Below are 26,258 nucleotides of genomic sequence, written 5' to 3'. Positions count from 1 at the left end.
GTGACACGACGCGACCGTTGCGAATGCTGCGACCATCGGGGCCATGAGGACACAGGGGGACCACGCGATGATCGAGGTACCGGCGGGCCGGGTCACTCTCTCGGACCGGCGTACGGAGCGGAGCTGGGCGGTCGACGTCGGCGCGTTCGTCCTGGGCGCCGTCCCCGTCACGCGGGGACTGTACGAGCAGGTCATGGGCGCGTGGCCGAGCACCGCGCACGGCGACCGGCTCCCGGTCGAAGGGGTGTCCTGGGGCGATGCCGTCCGCTTCTGCGACGCACTGTCCGTACGCGAGGGGCTCCGCCCCGCCTACCGCGTCCCCACGGACGACGCCGACGCCGACGCCGACGCACCGGACTGGGACCGGACCGCCGACGGCTACCGCCTCCCCACCGAGGCCGAATGGGAACACGCCTGCCGCGCCGGGACCACGGAGGCCCGCTACGGTCCGCTCGACGAGATCGCCTGGCACCGCGGCAACTCCGGCGAAAGCCTCCACGAGGTCGGCGGCCGGCGGCCCAACGACTGGGGTCTCCACGACATGCTCGGCAACGTCTGGGAGTGGTGCTGGGACGTGTACGACCCCGAGGTCTACGGCAGCTACCGGGTGCTGCGCGGCGGTGGCTGGTTCGACGAGCACTGGAGCTGCCGCGCCTCGGTCCGCCGCCGCAGCCACCCGACCCTGCGGATCGACGACGTGGGCTTCCGGCTCGCCCGCACCCTCCCGGGCTGACCGAGCCGGAGCGGGTCAGCCCGGCAGCCGGCCGAGCGTGTAGCGGTGGAACGGTCCGTCCGGCAGCGGCAGCTCAGGACGCCACATCCGCAGCACCTGGGCGGACGGCAGGAACAGCGCCTCCGGCAGGCGGTCGGGGTCCGTCCACTCCCAGCGCTCGATCTTGTCCGGCTCCGCCACGGCGGGCACGCCCCGGAAGCCCCGCACCGCCGTCGCGGCGGTCATCCGGGTCATCCGGGCGGAGGTGATCGAGTCCAGGACCAGCCCGATGACCTCCACGTCCGCGGCGTCCGCGACGAGCGTCGTCTCCTCGGCCAGCTCGCGGACCGCCGCGTCCTCCACGGACTCGCCCGGCTCGACCTGCCCGCCCGGCAGCTCCCACACCCCGGAGCGATGCAGCCCCAGCAGCACCCGGCCGGCCTCGTCGGTCACCACGACCCCCGCGCCGAGCGAGGCCTGGGCGGGCGGCGGCTGGACATTGCGCTGGGCGGCTGCGGCCCCTTCGGCGATACTCATGGCACCCCTTCTACCAGCAGCGTTCCCCGCGCCACAACGGCGTCACGGACCCGGCGGAGACGGGCCCGTCAGGCCGGGGGCACGGGCGGAACCACCGCGACCGGGCAGTGCGCGTGGTGCAGTACGGCATGGGCGACCGAGCCGATCAGCAGCGAGCCGAACCGATGCCGGTGGTGCCGGCCCACGACCACCAGACCGGCGTCCCGCGAGCCCTCCACCAGGAGGCCCGCCGCATCCGCCGGCACCACCGTCGGGACCAGCTCGACCTTCGGCCAGCGGGCGACGAAGGGCCGCAGCCGTTCCTCCTGCTCCCGCTCCGCCTCCCGTACGAACGCCTCCGCGTCGTCCGCGAGGGGCAGCGGCGGGGGCACCTGGAGCGCCGGGGCGGGGGCCACGACGAGACTGGCCGGCTGAGGCGGCAGCCGGAAGGCCGTCACGGCCTCCAGCGGTACGCCCCGGTGGTGCGCCGCCTCGAACGCGAAGGTCACCACCTCGTCCGGAGTCTCCTCCGGGTGCAGCCCGAGCAGCACCCGGCCCGCCTCCGCCCCGCCCTCCAGGGCGGCCGCACGCGCCTCGTGCGGGACGACGACGAGCGGACAGGGCGCCGTCGCGGCGAGCGTACGGCTGGTCGAGCCGAGCAGCAGGCTCGCGAAGCCGCCGCGCCCGCGGGAGCCGGTCACCAGGAGCCGCGCGCCCCGTGCCGCCGCCGGCAGGGCGTCGGTCACGGAGCCGTCGAGCGACTCGTACTGCACGGGCATGCCGTGCCCGCGCTCCTCGACGACCGTCCGTACGGCCGCCATGACCGCGTCCGGAAGCTCGGGGGACGGACCGAGGGAGGCGATGCGGGCGGCGCCGAGCTGGAGGGCGTCCGAGCGCACATGGGCCACGACCAGCGGCGCTCCCAGGTGCTCGGCGGCGCTCAGGGCCCATGCGAGGCCCCGGAGACTGTGCTCGGACCCGTCCACGCCGACGACGACCGGCGGCTCGGACGCGGTGTTCGTGTCACTCATGAGGGAATGACTCCCGCGGCCGGGCGTGCGCCACACCGGTCGGGGCCGGTCACGTCCGGCCCGGTGGGGAAACGGCACCGGACCGGTCCCGACGGCGAAACCATCGGGACCGGTCCGGCGGTGAACGATCAAGTGCCCTGTCGGGCGGTGAAGCGATCAGGCGCCCTGCTGGTGGCGCGCCGCGCGCTCCGCGTCGCGCTCCTTGATGCGGACGGTCTCCTTGCGGACGTCCGCCTGGGTGGCGCGCTCCTTCTGCAGCCACTCGGGGAGCTCCTGCCGGAGCTCCTCGATCTGCTCGGTGGTGAGCGGGTCGGTGATGCCGCCGCGGGCGAGACCGGCGATGGAGATGCCGAGCCGCTGCGCGACCACGGGGCGGGGGTGCGGACCGTTCTTCCGGAGCTCCTGGAGCCAGGCCGGGGGATTGGCCTGGAGCTCGTTCAGCTCGGTGCGCGAGACGACACCCTCCTGGAACTCTGCGGGGGTGGCCTCGAGGTACACACCCAGCTTCTTCGCCGCGGTGGCGGGCTTCATCGTCTGGGTGCTCTGGTGCGACGTCATGGTGTCAAGGGTATCGAGCGTGCGGGCGACTTCCGACCACGGCAGCTACCGGTAACCTGGCGGGGTGACAGGCTCGGACGCTTCCCCCGCGGATTCCCCCTCTTCTCCCTCCTCCTCCCCTTCCTCCTTCAGGCTCGCCTACGTGCCCGGAGTGACGCCCTCGAAGTGGGTGCGGGTCTGGAACGAGCGCCTGCCCGACGTACCCCTGACGCTGCTCGCCCTGACGCCCGCCGAGGCCTTCGGCGCCCTCAGGGAGGGCGCGGCCGACGCCGGTCTGGTCCGGCTTCCCGTCGACCGGGACGATCTGAGCGCCATTCCGCTCTACACGGAGACGACGGTCGTCGTCATCCCCAAGGACCACCTGCTCGCGGCGGCGGAGGAGGTCACGGTCGAGGACCTCGCCGAGGAGCTCGTCCTGCACCCGCTCGACGACACCCTCGGCTGGGAGCAGCCGCCCGGCCTCCCGGCGAACGAGCGCCCCGCGACGACCGACGACGCGATCGAGCTGGTCGCGGCGGGCGTCGGCGTGCTCGCCGTGCCGCAGTCGATCGCCCGGCTGCACCACCGCAAGGACCTCACCTACCGGACGCTGACCGAGGTCCCGCAGTCACGGGTGGCCCTGTCGTGGCACGCCGCGGACGAGGCCCCCGACCTGGTGGAGGAGTTCATCGGCATCGTGCGCGGCCGCACGGTGAACAGCACCCGGGGCCGCCGCGCCGAGGCCCAGAAGGGCCAGAAGCAGCCGAAGGACCAGAAGGAGCGGAAGTCCGGTGCCAAGCCCGCCCGGTCCGGGAAGCCGGGTGCCGGTTCGCGTACGGCGGGCAAGTCCACGGCCCGCAAGCCCGGCGGCGCCGGAGGCTCCGGCCGGGGCAGGACCGGCGGGAAGCCCCGCAAGCGGTCCTGAGCCCCTTCTGCCGGTGGTCCCGAGCCGCCCGTCCGTACGGCGGACGCGGCCCGCTCCGACGGGCGGGTGCTCGGCATACTGACCCCTCCTGATCATCGAGATCACGCAGGAGGAGCTTTGGCCGCCAGTTTCAGGACCGTCGTCGAGGTGGGACCGGACCATCTCGCGCAGGCCCGGTCCATCGACCGGGTGTTCCAGGAGGCGATCGCGCCGGCGACCGTCAACTTCGACTTCGAGGCGATACGGGAGGCCGCCGCGGCCGTCCCGGACAGCACCGTGGTGAAGATGGTGCGGGGCTGGGGGCTCCAGGAGTACGCCCCCGTCCTGGTCATGGTCCTCTCCCTCAAGGAGGCCGTCCGGCAGGCGCTTCCGCCGGAGTGCGCGGAGGCCGGGTTCTGGGCCACCGTCGAGCGGGAGCTCGTCCAGGCCTTCACCGGCCTCGCCGCGCAGGAGGGACAGCCCGGTCTCTCCTTCTACGAGGAGTCGGGGGAGCGGACCCGGTTCTACCGGGACCTGTTCTTCGCCCTGCAGGACGAGGAGACCGGGGAGCACATGTACGCCCTGGCCTTCTGCGTCGACGTGACCGTCGAGCTGCCGAAGGCGCGGGCCGTCGCCCTGGAGCTGACGGACATCGTGCCGTTCGCCGTCCGGCTCAACGCGATCGTGGTCCGTCAGGCCCTGCACCTCGTGGCCTGACGTCCCACGTCGCGGTGGATCGCCGGCCCGCCGTCCCGGGCCGGACCCTCGGATCCTCCATTCCCACAGACCCCAGACCCCAGGTCCCCAGGCCTTCAGACTTTGAGGCGCAGGCGGCCGCCCCGCGCCGCCGCGAGGAGCTCCGGCACCGTGGCGAGTTTGACCCGCGGGCGACCCGCGTCCCGCCCCTTCGCCCGCTCGGTCCGGTCGATGGCCGCGAGACCGCGCGCGTCGACGAGATGGCGGCTGCGCCTCCGCGCCAGCCGGCGGAACTCCTGTGCCGTGCCCGTCGGCTTCGGCAGTGCGCCGGCGACCGCGTCCGCCAGCAGCGTCCCGACGGTCTCCGCCGCGCAGGCCCGGTTGGCCCCGATGCCGCCGGTGGGCCCGCGCTTGATCCAGCCGACGACATAGCAGCCGGGCAGCCCGGCCACCCGCCCCGCCTCGTGCGACACCGTGCCGGTCGCCTCGTCGAAGGGCAGCCCCGCCAGCGGGACCCCCCGGTAGCCGATCGCCCGGACGAGGAGACCCGCCTCGATCTCCGTACCGGACGGCGATCCGTCCTCCGTGACCCGGACCGCGCGGACGGCGTCGGTGCCGACGGCCTCGACGGGGGCGGAGTGGAAGCGGAGCACGATCCGGCGCCGGTCCGGTGCCGGGGTCCGCGTCCAGTCCACCGTCTCCCGCGTCACGTCCCGCAGCAGCGCGGCCTTCTCCCCGTCCGCCGCCGCGTCCACGCTCGCGCCGGTGCGCGGGTCCCGGTCGTCGACGACCAGGTCCACGCCCGGGAGGTGCTTCAGGGCGAGCAGTTCGGGGCTGGTGTACGCCGCGTCCTCGGGGCCCCGGCGGCCGAGCAGCACCACCTCGCGCACGCGGGTGCCGCGCAGGGCGGCGAGTGCGTGGTCGGCGATGTCCGTGCCGGCGAGGGTGTCGGGGTCCGTGAGGAGGACCCGGGCGACGTCGAGCCCCACGTTGCCGTTGCCGACGACCACGACCCGCTCGGCGGTGAGCCGGACGGCGTCCGCGCCGGTCTCGGGATGCGCGTTGTACCAGGAGACGACGGAGGTGGCCGAGACACTGCCCGGCAGGTCCTCGCCGGGGATGCCGAGCCGCCGGTCGGAGGGCGCGCCCACCGCGTAGACCACCGCGTCGTGGTGCGCGGCGAGTTCCTCGGCGGTGACCTCCTTGCCGATCTCCACCCCGAGCCGCATTCGGACCCGGGGGTGGGTGTGGAAGCGGGCGAAGGTCTCCCCGGCCCCCTTGGTCGCCGGGTGGTCCGGCGCCACGCCGTACCGCAGGAGCCCGCCGGCCACCGGAAGCCGGTCGATCAGGGTGACCTCGGCGCTGGTGTGCAGAAGGAGGTCCTCGGCGGCGTACATGCCCGCGGGGCCGGTGCCGACGACCGCGATCCGCAGCGGGGCGAAGTCGGCTGGCAGGGAGCGGGGGAACGTGGGCTCGCCCCACGGGTGGAAGTTGGGCGAGGCGAGGGCCGGTTCGGGCGTCCGGTCCGCGTAGTACCCGGCGTTGACGGCCTCGTACTCCCGCAGCCGTCCGGTGAGCCGGTCCGCAGGGAAGATCGCGTCGACGGGGCAGGCGTCGGCGCAGGCCCCGCAGTCGATGCAGGCCCTCGGGTCGATGTACAGCATCTCCGTGGTGCCGAAGTCCGGCTCCTCGGGCGTCGGATGGATGCAGTTGACCGGGCAGACGGCGACGCAGGTGGCGTCGTTGCAGCAGGTCTGGGTGATCGCGTAGGTCATGTCGTCGGCTCTGCTCTGCTCGGCTCGGGAGGGGTCAGACGAGGTGGGCGCGCTGGTAGAAGAAGAGCGCGGGCCGGGTCAGCATCCCGACGTCGGCGAGGAACTCCATCAGTCCGGAGCAACTGGCGCGCAGTTGTGCCTTGTAGTGCTCGTTGGCGGCCGCCTCGCGGCGGGCCCGCTCGGGGTCGAGTCCGGCCCGCACGTACACCTCCGGGTTCACCAGGCTGGTGATGATGTAGTACGCGGCGATGGCGACGACGAGCGCCTGGAAGTGCCGGCGGGCCCTGCTCGCGCGGGCGAGGGCTCGGCGCGTCTCGTCCCGGGCGAACTTCATGTGCCGGGACTCCTCGACGACATGGATGTTGCTGATGGTGCGGACGAAGGGCACGACCCGCTCGTCGCGCATCCAGTCGCGCTGCATGACGTCGAGGACCTCCTCGGCGACGAGGATTCCGGCGTACGCGGCCTCGCCGAAGCCGACGGTCTTCATGAAGCGTCCGAGTTCGAGGACGGCCCGCCTGGGCCGGTACGCGGGCGCGCCGAGCTTCTGGGAGCCCCGGGCGAACATGATCGAGTGCCGGCACTCGTCGGCGATCTCGGTGAGGGCCCACTGGAACCGGGGGTCGGTGTGGTCCATGCGGTAGATGTCGCGGAGCACCATCTGCTGGAGGATCATCTCGAACCAGATGCCGGTGCTGGCGACCGAGGCGGTCTCCTGCCGGGTCAGCTCCTTGCGCTGGTCCTCGGTCATCTCGTTCCAGTAGGCCGTGCCGTAGAGGGAGTTCCACTCGGGGCTCTGGCCGTGGAAGTCCTTGTCGAGGGGCGTGTCCCAGTCGACCTCGACGGCGGGGTCGTACGACAGCTTCGCGGCCGACCGGAGCAGCCGCTCGGCCGTGGAGCTGTCGTACCGACCCTCGTTCTCCGGGCGAACGGTGCTGTGTGCCATGGTGCGGCTCCTTGGATCGCGCGATCGGCGGCTCGGGCTCTTATTAGACTGAGCGTCTAGCAAGCTTGTTAGACGGAACGTATAGCAAGGCTCCCGGGCAGGCCTACCCCCCGGTACGGACTTTTTCCCGCGGGCATGCGAACGGGGCCGGAACCCAGTGGGTTCCGGCCCCGTCGAGGGGTCACACTCAGTCAGAAGGCCTGGCTCAGAAGGTCAGGTTCCAGGCGTCGATCTTGCCCGTGTCCTGGCTCGCGTTGTCGTTCACCCGGAGCTTCCAGACCCCGTTCGCGACCTCCGCCGAGGCGTTGACCGTGAACGTCTGGACGATGTTGTCCGTGCCGCTGCCGGTCCGGTTGTGGACCGTGTAGACGGTGCCGTCCGGAGCCACCAGGTCGACCTTCAGGTCGCCGATGTAGGTGTGCTTGACGTCCACGCCCACCTTGAGCGTGGCCGGGGCGTTGCCCGTCACACCGCTGACCGTGATCGGGCTCTCGACCGTCGCGTTGTCGGCGATCGTCACGTCGGTGAGGTTCTCGAAGTACGCGCCGGGCGGCGGGGTGGTGCCCCCGACGGCCTTCAGGGCGTCGACAGCGCCCTCGCCGAAGAAGCCGTTCTTGGTCGTGGTGCCCTTGCAGCGGGTGTCCGAGGGGCACGCGCGGTCCGTGGCCTGGACGCCCAGCTGGTCCCGGATCTGCGCCGGGGTGAACGTCGGGTTGGTGCTCGCGATCAGCGCCGCGACACCCGCGACGTGCGGGGAGGCCATCGAGGTGCCGCTCATGTTGCCGTACTTGCCGCCCGGCAGCGTCGAGTACACCTGGGTGGAACCGTCACCGCCCGGCGCGGCGATGTCGATCACGCCGTTGCCGAAGTTCGAGTACGAGGCCTTGGCGCCGCCGCTGGCCTGCGAGGCGACCGTCACGACGCCCGGCAGCTCCGTCGGGATGTCGATGCAGGCGTTGGTGATGGTGCGGGTGACCGGGGTCGAGTCGTTGGGGCTCTCGGAGTCGGTCGTCTTGTTCGCCAGGTCGTAGTTGGAGTTGCCGGCGGCGGCCACCTGGAGCGAACCCTTGCCCTCGGCGTACACCTGCGCCCGGCGGACACCCTCGATGATGGCGGCCTGGTCCAGGTTGTCCGGGCAGTTGAACTGCCACGGGTCCGTGTAGTAGCTGTTGTTGGTGACCTTGAAGCCGTGGTCACCGGCCCACATGAAGCCGCAGATCGTGTTCTCCGCGAAGAACAGGCTGCTGGTCGGCTCCGCGATGCGGACGGAGGAGACCTTCACGCCCGGCGCGACGCCGATGACGCCCTTGCCGTTCTTGGCGGCCGCGATCGTGCCCGCGACGTGCGTGCCGTGGGTGCCGACGTCACGCCAGGCACCCGCGCGCGTGTCCGCCTTGCCGTAGGCGCAGGAGGCCGAGTCGGCGGCGTTGAAGTTGGGCGCGATGTCCTGGTGCTGGTCGTCGACGCCGGTGTCGAGGACACCGACCTTCACCGTCGCCGAGCCGGTGGTGACCGCCCAGGCCTGCTCGGCCTTGATCTGCGTCATGTCCCAGCGGTTCGACTCCGTGAGCGTGGTCGTCGACTGCGACGGGTTGGCCGGGAGCGCCGGGTTGTAGGCGTCGGCCGGGACGTCCGAGGTGCGGGTCGCCCCGACCTGCTGGACTCCGCCGACGGTGCGCATCGCCGAGGCGAACGACGCGGACGTCGAGTGCGCCACGATCACGCCGATCGCGTCATAGGCGGCGAAGACCGAACCGCCGTTGCTCGTGACCGCGCCGCTGACCGCCGAGGTGCCGCCGGGGGCGGTGATCACCAGGTACGCGCGGGTGCCCGCGGCCCAGGCGGCCGGAGCCGCTGCCGGTGTCGTCGTGGCGGTGCTCTGCGTCGCCCCCGCCGAACGGGCCGCGACGGGCTCCGTGTCGGTCGGTGCTGCCTGGGCGAATCCCGCGGGAGCGGCGAGCGCCACGGTCGTACCGAGCGCCGCGGCGGCCATGGCCGACGTTCTCAACCGGCTGGATATGAGGGAAAACAATGCGTCCTCCGATGACCCGGTGGCGCGGGTGGCGCCCGCCGGGCCCTGTGATGTGTGGGGTGGACGCAAGATCCCAGAGTCGCGAGGCGGAAGGAAGCGTTCAGTCCGAGAAGCCCGTTCGTGTTACGCACTGTTGACCGATCGAGGGGACTTACTGGACAGCTGTCCATGTATAGTGGACATCTGTCCAGGAAATCCGGGCAGGTGAACGCGGAGGAGACGACGGTGGAGACGACGGCGAACGTGCTGGTGGGCCTGGTGGCCGCCCTGCACACGTACATCCTGGTTCTGGAGATGTTCCTGTGGGAGAAGAAGCCGGGGCGCGGCCTCTCCGGCTTCGACGCCGAGATGGCCCGCGCCACCGCGCCGCTCGCCGCGAACCAGGGCCTCTACAACGGCTTCCTCGCCGCCGGACTCGTCTGGGGCCTGATCGCCGACGACCCGACCGGCTTCCGGGTCCAGGTCTTCTTCCTCGGCTGCGTCGTCATCGCCGGTCTGTACGGCGGTGTCACCGCCAACCGCCGCATCCTGGTCGCCCAGGCGCTCCCGGGAGCGCTCGCCCTCGGCGCCGTCCTGCTGAGCCGGTGACCCGGGCGTGACCGCGACAGCGGGAGACCCCCGGGCGGCCAGGACCCGGGCCAAGCTGCGCCGGGCCCTCTTCGACGAGTGCGCCGAGCGCCCGCTGGCCGATGTCGCCATCGCCACGCTCGTACGCCGGGCCGGTGTCGGCCGTGCCACCTTCTACGTCCACTACGGCGATCTGGAGGCGCTCGCCGTCGACGCCTGCGCCGACGTGGTCCGCGACGCGGTGGACGCCCTGCACGCCTGGCGGGGCACCCCCGACCCGGCGTCCCCGCCGCCCGCGCTGCTCGCCTTCCTCGCCGAACTCGCCCCGCACGCGGGCCTCTACCGCGCCCTGCTGCGGCCGGGCGGCGGCGGACCGCTCGGCCTCGTGCTCCACGCGGACCTGCGGGCCCGCAGCCTCCACGAGCGCAGCCTGGCCGGGGCCCCCGAACCGGAACTGATCGCCTCGGCCGTGGCCGCGACCTTCGCCGGTGTGCTCGCCGACTGGCTGCACGGCCTCGTGGAGGGCGACTCCGACCGGATCGCCCACCAGATCTGGCGCCTGCTCGTCACCCTGCACCGCACGCCGCTGGGGTAGAACGGGCCGGCCGCGGGGAAGACGCCGGCTCAGATGGGGTGGTGGCGTCCCCAGAGCCGGTTGGCGACCGGGGACGCGATCCCGACCGCCGCCATGACCGCGACGGCGACCCAGTACCGCGTCCCCTGCCCCAGGGTCAGCACCGTGATGATGCCGATCCCGGTGCCGAAGCTCAGGCTCAGCGAGGGCCACCAGGCCGTGCGGCGCAGCAGCCCGGGTGCGGAGTAGATCGTCACGATGAACCCGACGAACCAGGCGAACTCGTACCAGCCACCGCCCTCGGGCAGCCCCCAGCTGTTCCCGCCTCGGGCGCGGCTGTGCATTTCGAGACCCAGATGGACTCCGCCCGCCACGCCCCAGCAGAACGCGCTCGCCCCCACGGAGCCGATCGCGGCCCGCCACCCCTCGCTGATCATGTGCCGGATGCTACAGCCCGGACTCGTTCAGACGTTCGGACGCCGGGCTACTTCAGGTACGGCCCCGCCAGGCCGATCCTTCCGGGACCGTTCAGGACGTACACCCGCAGGTTGCCCTTGCCCGGTGCGCCGACCGAGAGCGTGCCGTTGGAGACGGTCTTCACGTCGCCGGTGACCGCGTCGGTGTACGTGCCGTTCGGGATGCCCGTGTACGTGGCGCCGCCCGAGACGGTGACCAGGGCGAAGCTGTCCGTACTCCCGCTGGTGTAGCGGCGCTTGAACGCCATGCCCCCCGAGATGCCCTCCGTGGAGTACTGGCCCGTCTGGAGCGCGGGGATCGCCCGGCGGATCTGGTTCAGCCGCTGCACGTGCTTCACCAGGGGCTGTTCGAGCGTCGTGGCGACCGCTCCGGAGGCCGCGGAGACCTGGGAGAAGTCCGAGGCCGTGACGGAGCCGGCGACATGGTCGCCGAAGTACGCGCGGCCGGTGGTGGCCAGCGGGCAGGAAGGCCCGCAGTCGATCTTCCTGCCCTTCTGGAACTCGATCTCGGATCCGTAGTACAGCGTCGGGATGCCGCGGAAGGTCCACATCAGGGACATGTTCTCGGCCCAGGCGTCGGTGCCGCCGGTGTACCGCTCGCTCGACTTGTTGGGGCCGTAGTCGTGGCTGTCGACATAGACGACGTTGTAGGTGGCGTCGTTGTAACTGTCGTCCGAGTCCTTGCCGTTGGAGAACGCGTTGTACGCGTCACCGAAGTTCATGTGCATGCGCATGTCGATGACGTTCATGCCCGAGAAGCGGCTGTGGTCGGGGGTGTGGTAGCTGTTCCCGTTCAGGAAGGCGTTGGTGGAGGTGGGCTGGCTGCCCGTGCCCTGCTGCTGCTCGTAGTCGTACATCTCCAGCGCGGCCTTCGTGTCGTCCGCGTCGTACTCCTTGCGCTCCTTCCAGGTGAAGAACTGCGCCGAGTGGTTCACCGAGCCGCGGTTCCACTTGTCGTTCACGAAGGCGGCGACCTCACCGAAGACGAAGAAGTTCTTCGCGGCCTCGGCGCCGTGGCTCCGTGTCACCCGCTCCTGGATGGCGGGCAGGAAGCGGCGGTTCCAGGTGGTGCGCGGGATGTGCACGGCCGTGTCGACGCGGAAGCCGTCGACGCCCATGTCGATGTACTTGTTGTACGCGCCGATCAGATGATTCTGGACAACCGGGTTCTCGGTGTTGAAGTCGGCCAGGTCCTCGTGCAGCCAGCACGAACGGGAGTCCTCGCCCTCCCAGTTGCCTATCCAGCACTGGTGGAAGAGCGCCTTCGGGAACATCCCCGACGTCGGGCTCGGCCACTGGCAGTTGTAGACCGTGTAGCCCTCGGCACTCTTGCCGCCGGTGGGCCTGCCCCAGTTGAGGCAGGTGTTGCCGGTCGGCTCGGCCGTCGACCACAGGTCACCGTTGTAGTACGACTTGCCGGTCTTCGCGTCGATCGTCAGGCCGTCGTACTCGAAGCCGGGCTGCTTCTCGTCGTAGTACCAGCTCCACTGGCTGTCCCGCACGCCGTACACGGTGGGCGTGAACAGACCCTTGGCGCCCCAGCGCGACGAGTGGTTGTAGACGACGTCCTGGTAGATCTTCATGCCCTTGGCGTGGGCGGCGTCGATCAGGTCCTGGTAGGAGGCGCCGGCCGACTCCAGACGGGGGTCGACCTTGTAGAAGTCGTAGCCGTGGTACCCGTGGTAGTCGTAGTCGGACCGGTTGAGGACCACCGGGGTCACCCAGATCGCCGAGAAGCCGAGGCCCTTGACGTAGTCCAGCTTCTGGATGAGGCCCTTGAAGTCGCCCCGGAACATGGGGTCGTCGTTGGCCGCGTTGCCCGACTTGACGTGCTGGCTGCCGCCGCGGTTGTTCGACGGATCGCCGTCGTTGAAGCGGGCCGTGAGCACGAAGTAGATCGGGTCCTTGCGCGGGTCGGTGCCGAGCGGCTTCCCGGTGGCGGGGTCGGCCGGCCTGTCCCCGGTGGTGGCCGTCGCGGGCGCCGACGCGGCGGACACGTTCCCCGCCGCGTCCACGGCCTTCACCGTGTAGGTGTACGCGGTCCGTTCGGCGAGGCCCGTGTCGGAGAACACGGTGGAGCCGACATCGGTGACGACCGTCCCGCCGCTGCCGCCGGCCCGCGTGACCTGGTACTTCGTCACGCCCTTGTCGTCGGTGGCGGGGTCCCAGGCGAGCAGGACCGAGATGCCGTCCGCGGCGGCGGTGACCTTCGTGGGGACGGTCGGGGCCTGGGTGTCGGGGACCTCGGCGGCGCACGGGTCGGCCGCGTTCGCCGTCACCGCGTTGTTCCGTACGGTGCTGACGCCCGTGCCGATCGTGTAGTCGGCACCGCCGTTGTTGTCCCAGGTGCCGTTGCCGTTGTTGAAGGCGGCCTTGAGGGCGGTGGCCGTGCCGAGGTCGACCTCCCGCTTCCACCAGCCGGCGCAGGCGGACTGCATGCCGACCCCGGGGACCGTGGTCCAGGCGCCACCGGCAGGCTGGTAGTGGATGTTGGCGGTCGACCAGCCCAGTGCCTCGGTCGAGTAGTACACGGTGGCCTTCGCGCCCGGCGTCGGGGTCGGCTCGGGCTCGGTTCCGGCGCAGGGGTCGGAGTGGGCGATCACCCCGTCCTTGACGGTGACGGCACCGGTGCCGAGGGCGTAGTTCCTGCCGCCGTTGTTGTCCCAGGTGCCGCTGCCGTTGTTGAAGGTCGCCTGGAGGCCGGTGGCCGTACCGAGGGCGACGGTCTTCTTCACCCAGTCCGTGCAGGCCGCCTCCATGGCCATGCCGGGGACGGTGGTCCAGGAGCCGCCGTCCGGGGCCCAATGGAGGTTGTACAGCGCCCAGTTCCTGGTCTTCGTCCAGTAGAAGACCGTCGCGGTGTTCTCGGCGGTGGCGGCGACCGGGGCCGTGCGCGGTCCGGCGCCGGGGGAGGGCTCGCCGGACGGCGCGGCCACCAGGCCGAGGACGCCGGCGGCGACCGCCAGGGCGGCCGTCGGCCTGAGGGGCAGGCGTCTGTGCGTACGTGTCAGTCCGCGGGTGCGTGTCATCCGGATCTCCAGGCAGGACCGCGCGTCACCGGGCAGAGCTCTGGCCCGGACGGGGGTCGAAGCCCTCTGGAAACGCTGTCGGAAACTTGCAGAAACATCTTGCGTGGCCGGAACGTATCGCCACCCGTCTGTCTCGTAAAGGTTTCTGACGGAAGAACAGGGTGCGGAAGTGTGGAAGTCTGGGCGCCTCTGTTGATCGCGCCCGTGCCGGTACGGGCGAGGGAGGAAGGACCCCGATGAAGCTCCCCGGACCCCTGTACGTGGTCAACGAGGGGCTGGCGTTCCTCCTGGAGGTCGCAGCCCTCGCCGTCCTCGCGTGGTGGGGATGGGAGAGCGCGGAGTCGATCGCTCCGCGCCTCCTGCTCGCTGTCGCGGCGCCCACGGCGGCCGCCGTCCTGTGGGGGCTCTTCGCCGCCCCGAAGGCCCGATTCCGGGTGCCGTTGGCGGCTGTTCTGGCCGTGAAGGCCCTGGTGTTCGGTGCCGCGGCGGCGGCCCTCCTTGCCCTGGAGCGCCCCGGCTGGGCGACCGCCTTCGCCGTTGTCGTCGTGGTCAACACGGCCCTCGCGACGCTCGATCGCCGGGCGCGCGCGGCGCTCTGACGGGGAGTCACGGACGGTCCGTCAGGGGTGCGGCCGGCGTCGCCCCGTCAGGATGACGGCCAGGGCCGGCCCGTCAGGGGCGCGGCCAGGGGCGTCCCTCCAGTCGCTCGATGTCTCGGTTGAAGCGTTCGAGGAACGCCGCGAAGCGGGCCACGTCCTCCGGCGACCAGTTCTCCATGACCCGGTCGAGCCCCTCGATGTTCGAGTTCCGGTCGGCCTCCAGGCGCCGTTCGCCCTCCTCCGTGATGCGGAACTTGCGGGCGATCCCGCCGTCCGGGTCGGGGATGCGCTCCACGACCCCGGCGCGCAGCATCGCCGCGGTCTGCCGGTTGAGCGTGGAGGCGTCGAGCCCGAAGGCCTCGCTGAGCTGCCCGATGGACATCGGCCCGTGCATGCGGATGCGGCTCAGCAGGACGTATGCGCTGCGGTCCAGATGGCCGCCGGCGGCCCGGGAGCGGGGCGCGTACAGATGGGCGTGCCGACCGAGCAGCATGGTCTCGAACTCGACCAGGTGAAGGGGTTTGTCCTCGGGCTTGTCCATGAGGCCATTGTCTCTCGCCGTGATCGAATGTGCATCATGCATGACTTGTGTAGGACACCATTAATGTGCACTATGCATATTGAGCCATGGTGGACGACCGCCGTGGACGATCGAGGGAGAACACGTGGACGGCACCAAGCCCGACGCCCGACCCGGAGGCGTCGTCGGCGTCCTCGCGCTCGCGGGCATCGTGGCCGCACTCATGCAGACCCTGGTGGTGCCGCTCATCGGCGACCTCCCCAAGCTGCTCGACACCAGCGCGTCCAACGCCTCCTGGGTGATCACCGCCACTCTGCTCGCGGGTGCCGTCGCCACCCCGGTGGCCGGCCGGCTCGGCGACACCCTCGGCAAGCGCCGGGTCCTCCTCGTCTCCGTGATCCCGCTGATCGTCGGCTCGGTGGTCTGCGCGCTCGCCTCCTCCGTCGTCCCGATGATCGTCGGACGCGGTCTCCAGGGCCTCGGCATGGGTGTCGTCCCGCTCGGCATCAGCCTGCTGCGCGACATCCTCCCGCCCGAGAGGCTGGGCGGCTCCATCGCCCTGATGAGCGCCTCCATGGGCGTCGGCGGCGCCCTCGGCCTGCCGTTCTCCGCGGCCGTCGCCGAGAACGCCAGCTGGCGTGTCCTCTTCTGGGTCGCCGCCGCACTCAGCGTCGTGGTCGGCCTCCTGATCTGGCGCGTCGCCCCCGCGGGACGCCGCGCCGCCGCACCCGGCCGTTTCGACGTACCCGGAGCGCTCGGCCTCGGCGTCGGGCTCGTCGCCCTGCTGCTCGCCGTCTCCAAGGGCGCGACCTGGGGCTGGGGCAGCGGCACCACCCTCGGCCTCTTCGCCGTCGCCGTGGTCGTCCTGCTCGCCTGGGGCCGGTGGGAGCTGCGGACCCGTGATCCCCTCGTCGACCTGCGGGTCACCGCCCGCCCGGTCGTCCTGATGACCAACCTGGCGTCGATCCTGGTCGGATTCGCGATGTACGCGCAGTCCCTGGTCGTTCCGCAGCTCTTCCAGTTGCCCGAGGCGACCGGTTACGGTCTGGGCCAGTCGATGATGGCCATGGGCCTCTGGATGGCCCCGGCGGGCCTGATGATGATGGTCCTCGCACCCCTCGGCGCCAAGCTCTCGGCCGCCCGCGGCCCCAAGGTCACGCTCTCCGTCGGCGCCCTCGTCATCGCCGCCGGATACGGATCCTCACCGGCCCTGATGGGCACCACGGTCGGCCTGCTCGTCGTGACCCTCATCTGCAACACCGGTGTGGGACTCGCCTACGGGGCCATGCCGGCGCTCATCATGGGCGCCGTCCCGCAGGAGGAGACCGCCTCCGCCAACAGCTTCAACACCCTGATGCGGTCCATCGGCACCTCCGTCTCCGCCGCCGTGATCGCTGTCGTCCTCGCCCAGCTGACCACCACCCTGGGTGGCCACGCGCTGCCGTCCGAGGACGGCTTCCGCGTCGCCATGCTCATCGGCTGCGGTGTCGGCCTGGTGGCCGCGGTCGTCGCCGCGCTCATCCCGAGCAGGCCCGCCGCCGCGCCGGCCGGCGACCCGGCGGGTACGGAACCGGGGGCCGCGCCGCGCGCCGCCACCGAGGCCGCCGCCTGAGCCACCCGACCGGACAGCGGGCGGTGCGGGCCCGGGAAGCGACCCGGGCCCGCACCGCCCACCGGTCTCGGCGGACCACCGGTCAGCCCTTGTCGTCCCCCGCCGCCTCCAGGCCGAAGAGCGCGCCCTCCGGGTCGCGGACCACCACCACCCGGCGCCCGTCGGCCTCCTCGGGACCGCGCACCCCGCCCCAGTCGCCGCCGGGCACGACGGTCCCGCCGTAGGCCACCACCGCCACCGCGGCCGCCTCCGGATCCGGCACCCGGAACCGCACCAGCCAGCGCGGACGCAGCTGCGGCCGCGGCGAGCCGGACTCGACCGGCCCGCTGTTCAGCCGGGCCACCGCCTCGCCGTCCCGGCGCAGCACCACCTTGTCCTGCTCGTACGAGACCTCGAAACCGGCGGGTGCCTCGTCCGCCCAGCGCAGTACCTCCCCGTAGAACACCGCCGCCTCGAACGCGTCCCGGGTGTGCAGTTCCAGCCAGGCCGGCGCCGAGTGCATGCCGATGTGCAGACGGTTCTCCGTCCGCCCCTCCCAGACACCGAACGCCGCACCCTCACGGTCGGCGGCGAGCGCCGCCCGACCGTGCGGCGGGTAGCCGACCGGCCCCACGCCGACCGTGCCGCCACGCTCCCGGATCCGCGCCACCGCCTGGTCCACGTCGTCCACCGTGAAGAACGCCGTCCAGGCCACCCGCACGGACAGCTCGGCCGCCACCGCGGCGATCACGGCGACGGGCTGGTCGCCGAGCCGGCCCACCGCGTACTCCCGGCCTCCGCCGTCGTCCCGCCGGAACGTCCAGCCCAGCACGGCACCGTAGAAGCGCTCCGCCGCGTCGAGATCCCGCGCGGTCAGACTCAGCCAGCACGGCGCTCCCACCACCTCTCCGGTCGTCGGCCCCGACACCGGCACCACCTCCTGTTCCGTCCTGCTCCCTGCGTGCGTCGTGCGCCCCTTCCCCGGTCCACTGCCCCGCATGCGCGCACTCACCCGAGTGCCGCCGAACATCACACGCCCGGGTGCGCCGACCGCAGACAGCGGGGGATACCGTCCGGTCATGAGCAGCCCGCAGCCCTCACTCCGTGAGACCCCCGGGAACGGAACGGCCCCGTCCGCCCCATCGCTCCTGCTGCGTCCCTGGACGTACGAGGACACCGCGCCGCTCGTACGCCATCACCGTGACCCGCAGCTGCGCGCCTGGCTCGCCACCCACCTGGACACCACCCGGCAGGCACGCGCGTGGGTGGACGCCCAGAACGCGGGCTGGGCCGCCGGGACCCGGGCGGCCTTCGCGATCGTCGAGGACACGGCGGCGGGCGGCACGGCGCCGCTCGGCCACATCGCCGTCACCGGTGAGGGCACGGCAGCCGTACGCGTCGGCTACTGGACCGCGCCGCGGGCACGCGGGCGCGGGATCGCCTCCCGGGCGCTGACCCGCGTCGTCCGCTGGGTCACGGACGAGGACAGCCCCTTCGCCGGACGCACCCCGGAACTCGTGCACGCCGTCGGCAACGAGGGATCGTGCCGGACCGCCCTCGCCTGCGGCTTTCCCCTCACCGCAACGCTTCCCGCCTCCCCGCCCGCCCGGCCCGCCGCCCAGCACCTCCACACGGCGGCCGTCCCCCGGACCCCGCCCGGGGCTCAGCGCGCCGCGCGGGCCGCGTAGGCGCGTACGTCCGCGTCGGCGTCGTCCGACGCCCCGGCGAGTGCCGTACGCGCCTCGGGATCGGCCCGGTGGACGAGGAGCGAGAGGACGGCGGCCTTCCGGACGTCCGCGTTCGCGTCGGCGAGCGCCTTCGCGAGCACGGGGACGGCCGGGTCGGCCGGGGCGGCCCGCAGCGCGGTCGCGGCGCCCGAGCGGACCTGCCAGGCCGGATCGCCGAGAGCGGCTTCGACGCGTGCGGCGTAGTCGGCCGGGCAGCCGGTTCCGGCCAGGGCGGCGAGCGCCGCGCCCCGGACCAGCGGGTCGGGGTCGTCGAGCAGCGGCCCGAGCGGCTCCGGGGCCGGATTCCGCACGGCTGCCAGACCCCGGGCCACCGCGACCCGGACCTCACGGGCCGGATCGGCGGCCGCCGCCGTCAGTTCCGCGACGGCGTCCACCGAGACCAGGGCCCGGACCGCCTGAACGCGTACCTCGACGGTCGCGTCGGCGAGCGCCCCGCCGTACAGGCCGGCGTCCCCGAGCCGCAGGGCCCGCAGGACCTCCAGCGCGGCGGACCGCACGGCCGTGTCCGGCACGGCGAGCGCCTCCCGCAGACCGGCGCCGAGTTCCGGCTCGGCGGGCAGCACCTCGACCAGCTCGCGCAGGGCGGCCGAGGCGGCCGCCCGGACGAGCGGCGAGTCGTCCCGCAGCCGGGCGGCGAGCACGGGGCCCGTACCGGTCGGCGCGGTCTCACCGAGAGCCGTGACGGCGGCAGCCCGTACGGCCGGATCCCGGTCGTCCAGGTAGGGGCCGAGCGCGTCGAGATCGGGCGACTCCTCGACGAGGGAGAGGAGCTGAAGCAGCCGGGGGTGAGGTGACGCGACCGCCGGGACCTCGACCGGGGCCGGGGCGTCCGTGTGCGTACGGGCCGCCGGAGCCGTGTCCCGGGGACCGGCCGTGGCGACCGGGACCAGCTCCACCTCGCCGAGGTGCCGCTCGGGACCACCCGGCGGCGCGAACTCGGGCACCGGCACCAGGTACGGCTCCACCGGCCGCGCCGTGAACTCCATCGCCCCCGAGCGGGACTTGCGCAGATCGAGGTGGTGCAGCCAGCCGGCGTCGTCCCGCTCCGGGTGGTCGAGCCGCTCGTGGTAGAGACCCCAGCGCGACTCGGTGCGGGCGAGCGAGGCCCGCGCGGCCATCTCGGCGCAGTCCCGGATGAACGACACCTCCGCGCACCGCATCAGCTCATGGGCCGTACGCGCCCCCATCCCGGCGATCTCCTCCGACATCCGGTCGAACGCCTCGACGGCCAGGGAGAGTTTCGCGCCCGTCTTCGGCGGCGCCACGTAGTCGTTGACGAACCGCCGCAGCTTGTACTCGACCTGGGGCTGCGGCGGACCCTCCGGATGACGCAGCGGCCGGTAGACGAGCTCATGCGCGGCCGTGAGCTGATCGCGGTCCAACTCACCCTCGTACGCCGCGTACCGGGAGGCGTCCTCACCCGCCAGATCACCGAAGACGAACGCGCCGATCATGTAGTTGTGCGGTACGGAGGCCAGGTCGCCGGCCGCGTACAGGCGCGGCACGGTCGTCCGGGCGTGGGAGTCCACCCGTACCCCCGACGCCGAATGACCGCCGCACAGGCCGATCTCCGAGATGTGCATCTCGATGTCGTGGGTCCGGTAGTCGTGCCCGCGGCCCTCGTGGAAGGTGCCGCGGGTGGGCCGCTCCGTGGTGTGCAGGATCGACTCGACGGCGCCGATGGTCTCCTCGGGGAGATGGCTCAGCTTCAGGTACACCGGGGCCCGGTCCGAGGCGAGTTCGGCCGCGAACTCGGCCATCATCTGCCCCGACCAGTAGTCGGACTCCACGAACCGCTCGCCGTGCCGGTTCACCTGGTAGCCGCCGAAGGGATTGGCGACGTAGGCGCAGGCGGGGCCGTTGTAGTCCTTGATCAGGGGGTTGATCTGGAAGCACTCGATCCCGGTCAGCGCCGCACCCGCGTGGTACGCCATGGCGTACCCGTCACCGGCGTTCGTCGGGTTCTCGTACGTGCCGTACAGATAGCCGGAGGCGGGCAGGCCGAGGCGACCGCAGGGGCCGGTGGCGAGGATCACGGCTCCCGCCCGGACGACCACGAACTCGCCCGTGCGGGTGTTGAACCCGGCCGCTCCGACCGCCCGGCCGTCCTCGGGGTGGGTGAGGACACGCACCGGCATGACCCGGTTCTCGATCCGGATCCGCTCCCGCATCTCGCGCCGCCGCAACTGCCGGTAGAGGACCTTCTTGACGTCCTTGCCCTCGGGCATCGGCAGCACGTACGAACCGGACCGGTGCACCTGCCGGACCGCGTACTCGCCGTGCTCGTCCTTCTCGAACTTCACCCCGTACGACTCGAGGCGCTGGACCATGCCGAAGCCCCGGGTCGCCGTCTGCCGGACCGTCGACTGGTCCACCAGACCGTCGTTGGCGCGGGTGATCTCGGCGACGTAGTCGTCGGGCTCGGCGCGGCCCGGCACGACCGCGTTGTTGACGCCGTCCATGCCCATGGCGAGGGCGCCGGAGTGCCGGACGTGCGCCTTCTCCAGGAGCAGGACGTTCGCCCCGCGCTCGGCGGCGGTCAGCGCGGCCATCGTGCCGGCGGTGCCGCCGCCGATGACGAGCACGTCGCAGGACAGCTCGGTCGCGTCGGCGAGATCGGGCACGGTCAGGGGGATGACGGGGCTGTCTGTACTGGCCACGGGGCGCCTTTCGAGGATTCGGGGGTGCGCGGGGGCGCGGGTTCGCGGGCGCGCGCGTCAGAGGGAGTCGAGGACGCGGCGGCGCAGCGCGGCCGTGTCCGGCGCCCGCCGGGCGTCACGTGCACGCGGATGCGGCACGTCCAGGACGTCGCCGGTCGCGAACAGGGCGACCCGGTCGCCGAGATGGATCGCCTCGTCGACGTCATGGGTGACGAAGACGACGGTCGCGCCCGTGCCGCGCAGGATCTCCACCAGGAGGTCCTGCATCCCGGCGCGGGTGTGGGCGTCGAGCGCGCCGAACGGCTCGTCCATCAGGACGGCCCGGGGGCGGGCCGCGAGGGCGCGGGCCAGTTGGACGCGCTGCCGCTGCCCGCCGGACAGCTGGTGCGGGAGCTTGCGCGCGTGCCCGCCGAGACCGACCCGCTCCAGCCACTCCTCGGCCGAACGGCGCCGCTCGGCACGGGGCACCCGCCGGATGGCGAGGGGCAGTTCGACATTGGCGCGGACCGAACGCCAGGGCAGCAGCGCGTCGTGCTGGAAGACCAGGGCACGGTCCGCGCCCGGCCGGCGGATCGGCTCCCCGTCCTGGGTGACCCGCCCCTCCAGCGGCGGCAGCAGACCGGCGAGCGTGCGCAGGAGGGTGGTCTTGCCGCAGCCCGACGGGCCGACCACGGTCAGCAGTTCGCCGGGGGCGATCCGCAGGTCCACGGGGCCGGGGACGGCGACCCCGTCGGGGTGGCCGAGACGGACGCCGTGCAGGGAGAGTTCCGCACCGGCGGAGGCCGACGGTGCCGTCGGTGCGGACGGCTTCGCGGACACGGCGGACGGGCTCACGGTGCTCATGGAACCGGCTCCTTCTCGGGGCGACGGACGGCGGAATCGGACGCGGCAGCGGGAGCGAGGGGTGCGGACGTGCTCGCCGCACGGGCGGGGCCGCCCGCCGGGACCCGGGCGGTCGGGCGCGGCAGCCACGCCGTGACCCGGCGGCCCAGCGTCTCGACCGCGGTGGAGGTGAGCCAGCCCAGCGCGCCGATCGTGGCCATGCCGACGAAGACCCCCGGGTAGTCGACGACCGTGTAGTCCTGCCAGGTGCGGTAGCCCACCCCGTACTCGCCGGAGATCATCTCCGCCGAGATCACGCAGATCCACGAGACGCCGATGCCCACCGACAGACCGCCGAAGATCCCCGGCAGGGCGCCCGGCAGGACCACCGAGAACAGCACCCGCGCCCGGCTCCCGCCGAGGGTGAGCACCGCCTCCTCCCACACCGGGTTCAGGGCCCGTACGGCGTGCCGGGTCGACACGAGGACGGGGAAGAGGGCCGCGGCGCAGGTGATGAAGACGATGCCCTGCTCGTTGGTGGGGAGCAGCAGGATCGCGACCGGCACCAGGGCGATGGCCGGGATCGGCCGCACCACCTCGACCAGCGGGCCCAGGATGTCGGCGGCCCACCGGGACCGGGCGACGGCCGTCCCGGCCGCCACCCCGAGGACGGCGGCGAGGAGGAATCCGACCGCGATCCGGCGCAGACTGTGGCCGAGATCCTGCCAGTACGCCTCGGTGCCGATCCGGTCCCCGAGGGCGGAGGCGACCTCGACGACCGTGGGGAACTGTTCGAACCGCAGCCACAGATCCACGTCGTAGGAGGTCAGCAGCTGCCAGAGCCCGAGGGCCGCGAGCGGGGAGGCCACCCGGACCAGCCGGCGACCGGCGCTCGTGGCGCCGGTCCTGCGGCTTCCCGCGCTCATGACGCGAGCCTCACGGCGTCCGCGTAGGGGACGATGCGTGCGCCGGCGTGCCCGGAGACGTACCGCTCGGCGCCCGAGCGGGTGACGAAGGCCCGCCACGCGGCGCCGTCCGCGACCCACACCGCCCGGTCCGCGAACCACAGCGTCCCCGTCACCGCGTCCGGCACGTAGGCGGCTCGCACGGAGGCACCCTTGACCGCCCTGAGGAGTGCGGTGGGGCTGTCGAAGGTACGGATCGTGCTCTGGCCCTTCAGCCACAGCTCGGACTTCGGCCCTGACGCCTTCGGATACGCGAGGTCCGGCACCGCCCGGCGCAGCGGTGCCGGGTCGACGAACGCGTCCACGTCGACGTCCTTCACCAGACCGGCCTCCTTGAGGACCGGCACGTCCTCCTTGAGCGCGGCGATCAGCTCCGGGCGCAGCGCCGGGTCGAAGGTCGCGATGCCCTGGGCGCCGTTGTAGAGGTAGACCACCTCGGCGGGCAGCCCGGTCTCCTTCGCGACCGATTCTGCGGCGGCGACCGGCTGCTTCCGCAGATGGTCCGTGGCGCGGTTCTGCGCCCGCAGGAAGGCGTCGAGGACGGCGGGACGCCGCTGGGCGAACTCCTCGCGGACGGTGACCCCGTGGAAGGTCGGCAGGTTCAGCTCGGCGCCGTCGTACAGCGCCGTCGCCTTGCCCTGGAAGGCGAGCAGACCCGGCCAGGCGACGAACTGGGACAGGGCGTCGACGCTTCCGGCCGCCAGGGCCGAAGCCCCCACGCTCGGCTGCTGGTTGAGCTTGCGGATGTCCTTCGCGGGGTCGACCCCGGCCCGCCGCAGCGCCCGTACGAGCGTCCCGTCGGCGGCCGAACCGACACTGGTGGACACCTTGCGGCCCTTCAGGTCCGCGAGCGAACCGAGCGGTGAACCGGGCGCGGTGACCACGGTGTTGAGGCCGCCACGCAGGTTGTAACCGGTGACCGCGACAAGCCGCGTCGGCTCCTTGAGCTCCTTCCCGCGAGCAGCGTTGATCAGCAGCGGGAAGTCGCCCATCGAGCCGATGTCGATCTTCCCCGCCGTCATCTGCGCCGTGATCGGCGCGCCGGTCGCGTAGTCCTGCCAGACCACCCGATAGGTGAGACCGTCCTTCTGCCCACGGCTCGCGAGCTCCTCCTCGAAATATCCGAGGGACCGCAGCAGAGTGCCGGCGGTGACGGTGTTGATGGTCTTCGACTGGTAGCCGACGGTCACCGTGACCGTCTTCCCGTCGGACGAGCCTCCGGCCTCGGCCCCGCCGCAGGCGGTGGCGAGGGGCAGGAGAAGAGCGAGGGGGAGGGCGAGCCGGGCGGCTCCCCGGTGGTGGAGCAGCGGAAGTCTTCCTCGGGACATGGGTGTTCGGCCTTTCACCGGAGCAGATAGGGCATGTTGACGGTGACCGCGCCCGTGGGGCAGCGGGCGGCGCAGGGGCCGCAGTACCAGCACTCGTCCACGTGCATGTACGCCTTGCCGTCCTCCTCGCGGATCGCGAGCGAGTCCAGCGGACACATGTCGACACAGAGCGTGCATCCGTCGATGCACTTCGACTCGTCGATGGTCACGGGCACGTCGGCACGCTGGGGGACCAGAGGCATGGCTGTCTCCAGGAAAGGGGTCGGCGGGAAGGGGAGGAGCGGGAGAGGCAGAAGGAGCCGGGGGGAGCGGGAGAGGCAGAAGGAGCCGGGGGAGGGGCGGCGATCAGAGGGAGCGGCGCAGGATGCCGCCCATGGTGATGCGGTCGCCGCGGAACCGGATGAACTCCAGATCCACCGGCCGCCCGTCGGGCAGACAGGTCAGCCGCTCCAGCATCAGGACGGCGGCCCCGCGCGGGGCCTGGAGCACGGCGGCGGAGTGCGCGTCGGCGTTGACGGCCTCCAGGGTGATCTCCGCGTGCCCGAGCGGGCCGCCGGTCAGCTGCTCAAGGAGCCGGAACACATCCGTGTTCTCCAGGTCGCAGCCGAGGAGTTCGCCGCCGATGTCCATCGGGAGGTACGACAGGTCGAGGGAGAGGGGCAGCCCGTTGAGCCGGCGGAGCCGCTCGATGCAGAGCACGTCGGAGTGCTCCGGCAGCCCGAGGCGGTGGGCCACCGGCCCCGGCGCGCCGACCGGCCCCACCGTGCGGACCTCGTTGGTGACCTGCCCGTGCTCGCGCAGGGTCTCGGCGAGCCCCTGGAGCCGGTCCAGGCCGTGCGGGTACTTCTCGCACACCACCACCGTGCCGACCCCCGGCTGCCGTTCGACGATCTGCTCGCCGCGCAGCAGGTCGAGCGCCTGCCGGACGGTGTTCCGGCTGGCCCGGTAGTCGGCCGCGATCACGTCCTCCAGCGGAAGGATCCCGCCGGGGAAGCCACCCGCCAGGATCTGATGGCGCAGCAGGTCGGCGAGCTGCCGCGCCCGGTCCGCACGCAGCCGCAGACGGCGGGCGGCGGCGACGGGACGGGCGGCGGAAGCGGGTTCGGCGGGCATGGCAAGGAACGTAGCGGCGGGCCGTGCCGGATGGTGTTGCGGCAGTATTGCGCCACCTGACATCCTGTACGCACCGCTCTGACCTGCGACGATTCGGGGCGAGGGCGGACATCCGCCACCCCGCCGCCCATCACGTGGACGCCCGGCCGCCCACCATGCGGGAAGGGTCAGCAGGACCCGGCCTCGACCTGGACGTGCAGGGCGACGGAGAGACGGTGGTGGAGCGCGCCGAGCACCGGCTCGCCCGGGGCGAACAAGCCGGTCGCGAGCTTCCAGTACCGGGTGATCACGGGCCCTTCGCTCCGGGCGAGCAGCGGGAGCAGCCCGCGCCGGAAGCCGGGGGAGTCCACCGTCCCGCGCGCGTGGGCGTAGGCGGCGACGAAACAGTCGAGGGCGCCGCCCTCCCGCAGGGCGCGCCCGGCCGCCGACTCCGCAGAGGCGAGGGCGTACGCCTCCGCCAGACCCTCGTACAGCACGGCCGGCCGGTACTCCCCGTCCGGCAGCGGCGGCGCCGGCCGCGATCCGGGCAGGTGGACTCGCGGATCGGACACCAGCGCGTGCAGCCGGGCGAAGTCGAGGACCTGCCCGGGGCTCGGCTCCTCCGGAAGCCTCGGCACCACCGAGTCGAGCACCGTGGACACCACCCGCGCCGGCAGCCGTACGGGCAGGATCCGACGCCAGAACCGGGCCGGCGCCGCCGTGTCGGGCGGCACCGGCACCGCACCGATCAGCCGCAGCCGCTCGGCCCGTTCCCCGGGCGGGCAGTCCTGGAGCAGCCGCAACGAGGCCTCGCGCCAGCGCAGCGCGGCCAGTCGGGACCCCAGCTCCCGCAACTGACCCGAGACGACCTCCTCCAGGGCCTCGTCACGTTCGAGGACCCGCTCGACCTCCGGGACGGACAGGTCGAGGCCGCGCAGGGACCGGATCAGCAGGAGCCGGTCGAGCGCCCCCGCCCCGTACCGACGATGCCCGCCGGAGCTGCGCCCCGCCTCGGGCAGCAGGCCCCGGTCGGAGTAGTACCGCACGGTCTTCACGCTGACGCCGGCCCGCCGGGCGAGCTCCCCGATGCTCCACAGCACTTCGGACACCACGAAGTGAGCCTCCCTGGAGGGCCCCT

Annotated in this window: 25 protein-coding genes; 8 read left to right on the top strand and 17 right to left on the bottom strand. The window is 72.6% G+C overall.

Features of this window, described 5'->3' with window-relative positions:
* Positions 1 to 43: 43 nt before the first annotated feature.
* Positions 44 to 733, top strand: coding sequence for an SUMF1/EgtB/PvdO family nonheme iron enzyme (locus E0F75_RS04670; protein ID WP_187621181.1), 690 nt, complete (start codon positions 44 to 46; stop codon positions 731 to 733).
* 15 nt (positions 734 to 748) lie between these two features.
* Here the strand turns inward: E0F75_RS04670 and E0F75_RS04665 are convergent, their stop codons facing one another.
* From E0F75_RS04665 to E0F75_RS04655, 3 genes are all read right to left on the bottom strand, one after another.
* Positions 749 to 1,249 (bottom strand): NUDIX hydrolase, encoded by a 501-nt coding sequence (locus tag E0F75_RS04665; RefSeq protein WP_187621180.1) that lies wholly within the window; start codon positions 1,247 to 1,249, stop codon positions 749 to 751.
* 68 nt (positions 1,250 to 1,317) lie between these two features.
* Entirely contained in the window at positions 1,318 to 2,259 is a 942-nt protein-coding gene (locus E0F75_RS04660; RefSeq protein ID WP_187621179.1) for a universal stress protein, read from the bottom strand.
* Positions 2,260 to 2,415: 156 nt separating this feature from the next.
* On the bottom strand, positions 2,416 to 2,817 hold the full coding sequence (locus tag E0F75_RS04655; RefSeq protein ID WP_187621178.1) for a DUF5997 family protein: 402 nt from the start codon (positions 2,815 to 2,817) through the stop codon (positions 2,416 to 2,418).
* A 64-nt stretch (positions 2,818 to 2,881) separates the two neighbouring features.
* On the opposite strand from E0F75_RS04655, the gene E0F75_RS04650 reads away from it, so the two are divergent.
* Together E0F75_RS04650 and E0F75_RS04645 are read left to right on the top strand one after the other, a co-directional pair.
* Entirely contained in the window at positions 2,882 to 3,721 is an 840-nt protein-coding gene (locus E0F75_RS04650; RefSeq protein ID WP_187621177.1) for a LysR family substrate-binding domain-containing protein, read from the top strand.
* A gap of 117 nt (positions 3,722 to 3,838) precedes the next feature.
* A complete protein-coding gene (locus tag E0F75_RS04645) occupies positions 3,839 to 4,417 on the top strand; it encodes a Type-2Aa cytolytic delta-endotoxin (RefSeq protein ID WP_187621176.1) in 579 nt (192 codons plus the stop codon).
* 95 nt (positions 4,418 to 4,512) lie between these two features.
* Here the strand turns inward: E0F75_RS04645 and E0F75_RS04640 are convergent, their stop codons facing one another.
* From E0F75_RS04640 to E0F75_RS04630, 3 genes are all read right to left on the bottom strand, one after another.
* Entirely contained in the window at positions 4,513 to 6,171 is a 1,659-nt protein-coding gene (locus E0F75_RS04640) for an FAD-dependent oxidoreductase (RefSeq protein ID WP_187621175.1), read from the bottom strand.
* Positions 6,172 to 6,205: 34 nt separating this feature from the next.
* Complete coding sequence (locus tag E0F75_RS04635) at positions 6,206 to 7,117, bottom strand: diiron oxygenase (protein WP_187621174.1); 912 nt, start codon at positions 7,115 to 7,117, stop codon at positions 6,206 to 6,208.
* 205 nt (positions 7,118 to 7,322) lie between these two features.
* Entirely contained in the window at positions 7,323 to 9,110 is a 1,788-nt protein-coding gene (locus tag E0F75_RS04630) for a S8 family serine peptidase (protein ID WP_187621173.1), read from the bottom strand.
* Between the two features lie 264 nt (positions 9,111 to 9,374).
* Here E0F75_RS04630 and E0F75_RS04625 point away from each other — a divergent pair, with 264 nt between their 5' ends.
* Complete coding sequence (locus E0F75_RS04625; RefSeq protein ID WP_187621577.1) at positions 9,375 to 9,737, top strand: DUF1304 domain-containing protein; 363 nt, start codon at positions 9,375 to 9,377, stop codon at positions 9,735 to 9,737.
* Between the two features lie 7 nt (positions 9,738 to 9,744).
* Positions 9,745 to 10,311 (top strand): TetR/AcrR family transcriptional regulator, encoded by a 567-nt coding sequence (locus E0F75_RS04620; RefSeq protein WP_187621172.1) that lies wholly within the window; start codon positions 9,745 to 9,747, stop codon positions 10,309 to 10,311.
* 29 nt (positions 10,312 to 10,340) lie between these two features.
* On the opposite strand, the gene E0F75_RS04615 is transcribed toward E0F75_RS04620, so the two are convergent.
* Complete coding sequence (locus E0F75_RS04615; RefSeq protein WP_187621171.1) at positions 10,341 to 10,727, bottom strand: hypothetical protein; 387 nt, start codon at positions 10,725 to 10,727, stop codon at positions 10,341 to 10,343.
* A gap of 47 nt (positions 10,728 to 10,774) precedes the next feature.
* Complete coding sequence (locus E0F75_RS04610; protein WP_187621170.1) at positions 10,775 to 13,795, bottom strand: carbohydrate binding domain-containing protein; 3,021 nt, start codon at positions 13,793 to 13,795, stop codon at positions 10,775 to 10,777.
* Between the two features lie 236 nt (positions 13,796 to 14,031).
* Between E0F75_RS04610 and E0F75_RS04605 the strand changes: the two genes are divergently transcribed.
* Positions 14,032 to 14,394, top strand: a complete 363-nt coding sequence (locus tag E0F75_RS04605) for a YrdB family protein (protein WP_187621169.1) — start codon at positions 14,032 to 14,034, stop codon at positions 14,392 to 14,394.
* Between the two features lie 73 nt (positions 14,395 to 14,467).
* Here the strand turns inward: E0F75_RS04605 and E0F75_RS04600 are convergent, their stop codons facing one another.
* Positions 14,468 to 14,935 (bottom strand): MarR family winged helix-turn-helix transcriptional regulator, encoded by a 468-nt coding sequence (locus tag E0F75_RS04600; protein ID WP_187621168.1) that lies wholly within the window; start codon positions 14,933 to 14,935, stop codon positions 14,468 to 14,470.
* 124 nt (positions 14,936 to 15,059) lie between these two features.
* On the opposite strand from E0F75_RS04600, the gene E0F75_RS04595 reads away from it, so the two are divergent.
* Complete coding sequence (locus E0F75_RS04595; protein ID WP_187621167.1) at positions 15,060 to 16,526, top strand: MFS transporter; 1,467 nt, start codon at positions 15,060 to 15,062, stop codon at positions 16,524 to 16,526.
* A gap of 82 nt (positions 16,527 to 16,608) precedes the next feature.
* Here the strand turns inward: E0F75_RS04595 and E0F75_RS04590 are convergent, their stop codons facing one another.
* Positions 16,609 to 17,442, bottom strand: a complete 834-nt coding sequence (locus tag E0F75_RS04590) for a VOC family protein (protein WP_229312502.1) — start codon at positions 17,440 to 17,442, stop codon at positions 16,609 to 16,611.
* Positions 17,443 to 17,584: 142 nt separating this feature from the next.
* On the opposite strand from E0F75_RS04590, the gene E0F75_RS04585 reads away from it, so the two are divergent.
* Complete coding sequence (locus tag E0F75_RS04585) at positions 17,585 to 18,193, top strand: GNAT family N-acetyltransferase (RefSeq protein ID WP_187621165.1); 609 nt, start codon at positions 17,585 to 17,587, stop codon at positions 18,191 to 18,193.
* Here the strand turns inward: E0F75_RS04585 and E0F75_RS04580 are convergent.
* The 7 genes from E0F75_RS04580 to E0F75_RS04550 form a co-directional block, all read right to left on the bottom strand.
* Positions 18,169 to 20,883 (bottom strand): fumarate reductase/succinate dehydrogenase flavoprotein subunit, encoded by a 2,715-nt coding sequence (locus tag E0F75_RS04580; RefSeq protein ID WP_187621576.1) that lies wholly within the window; start codon positions 20,881 to 20,883, stop codon positions 18,169 to 18,171. The genes E0F75_RS04585 and E0F75_RS04580 overlap by 25 nt on opposite strands.
* 87 nt (positions 20,884 to 20,970) lie before the next feature.
* The gene (locus E0F75_RS04575) at positions 20,971 to 21,756 is read right to left on the bottom strand and encodes an ABC transporter ATP-binding protein (RefSeq protein WP_187621164.1); all 786 of its coding nucleotides are present in this window, start codon (positions 21,754 to 21,756) and stop codon (positions 20,971 to 20,973) included.
* Positions 21,753 to 22,661, bottom strand: coding sequence for an ABC transporter permease (locus E0F75_RS04570; protein WP_187621163.1), 909 nt, complete (start codon positions 22,659 to 22,661; stop codon positions 21,753 to 21,755). Before E0F75_RS04570 ends, E0F75_RS04575 begins: the two co-directional genes overlap by 4 nt.
* On the bottom strand, positions 22,658 to 24,028 hold the full coding sequence (locus E0F75_RS04565; RefSeq protein ID WP_187621162.1) for an ABC transporter substrate-binding protein: 1,371 nt from the start codon (positions 24,026 to 24,028) through the stop codon (positions 22,658 to 22,660). Before E0F75_RS04565 ends, E0F75_RS04570 begins: the two co-directional genes overlap by 4 nt.
* Positions 24,029 to 24,042: 14 nt before the next feature.
* Positions 24,043 to 24,270 carry a ferredoxin family protein gene (locus tag E0F75_RS04560; RefSeq protein WP_030313017.1) on the bottom strand — a complete coding sequence of 76 codons (228 nt, stop codon included), beginning with the start codon at positions 24,268 to 24,270 and terminating at the stop codon, positions 24,043 to 24,045.
* A gap of 103 nt (positions 24,271 to 24,373) precedes the next feature.
* Positions 24,374 to 25,141 (bottom strand): GntR family transcriptional regulator, encoded by a 768-nt coding sequence (locus E0F75_RS04555; protein ID WP_187621161.1) that lies wholly within the window; start codon positions 25,139 to 25,141, stop codon positions 24,374 to 24,376.
* Between the two features lie 167 nt (positions 25,142 to 25,308).
* Positions 25,309 to 26,229, bottom strand: coding sequence for a MerR family transcriptional regulator (locus E0F75_RS04550; RefSeq protein ID WP_187621575.1), 921 nt, complete (start codon positions 26,227 to 26,229; stop codon positions 25,309 to 25,311).
* Positions 26,230 to 26,258 lie beyond the last annotated feature (29 nt).

This window comes from Streptomyces sp. CB02980 (assembly GCF_014451325.2).
Lineage (GTDB): Bacteria > Actinomycetota > Actinomycetes > Streptomycetales > Streptomycetaceae > Streptomyces.
This window is presented reverse-complemented; position numbering and strand designations above follow the sequence as displayed.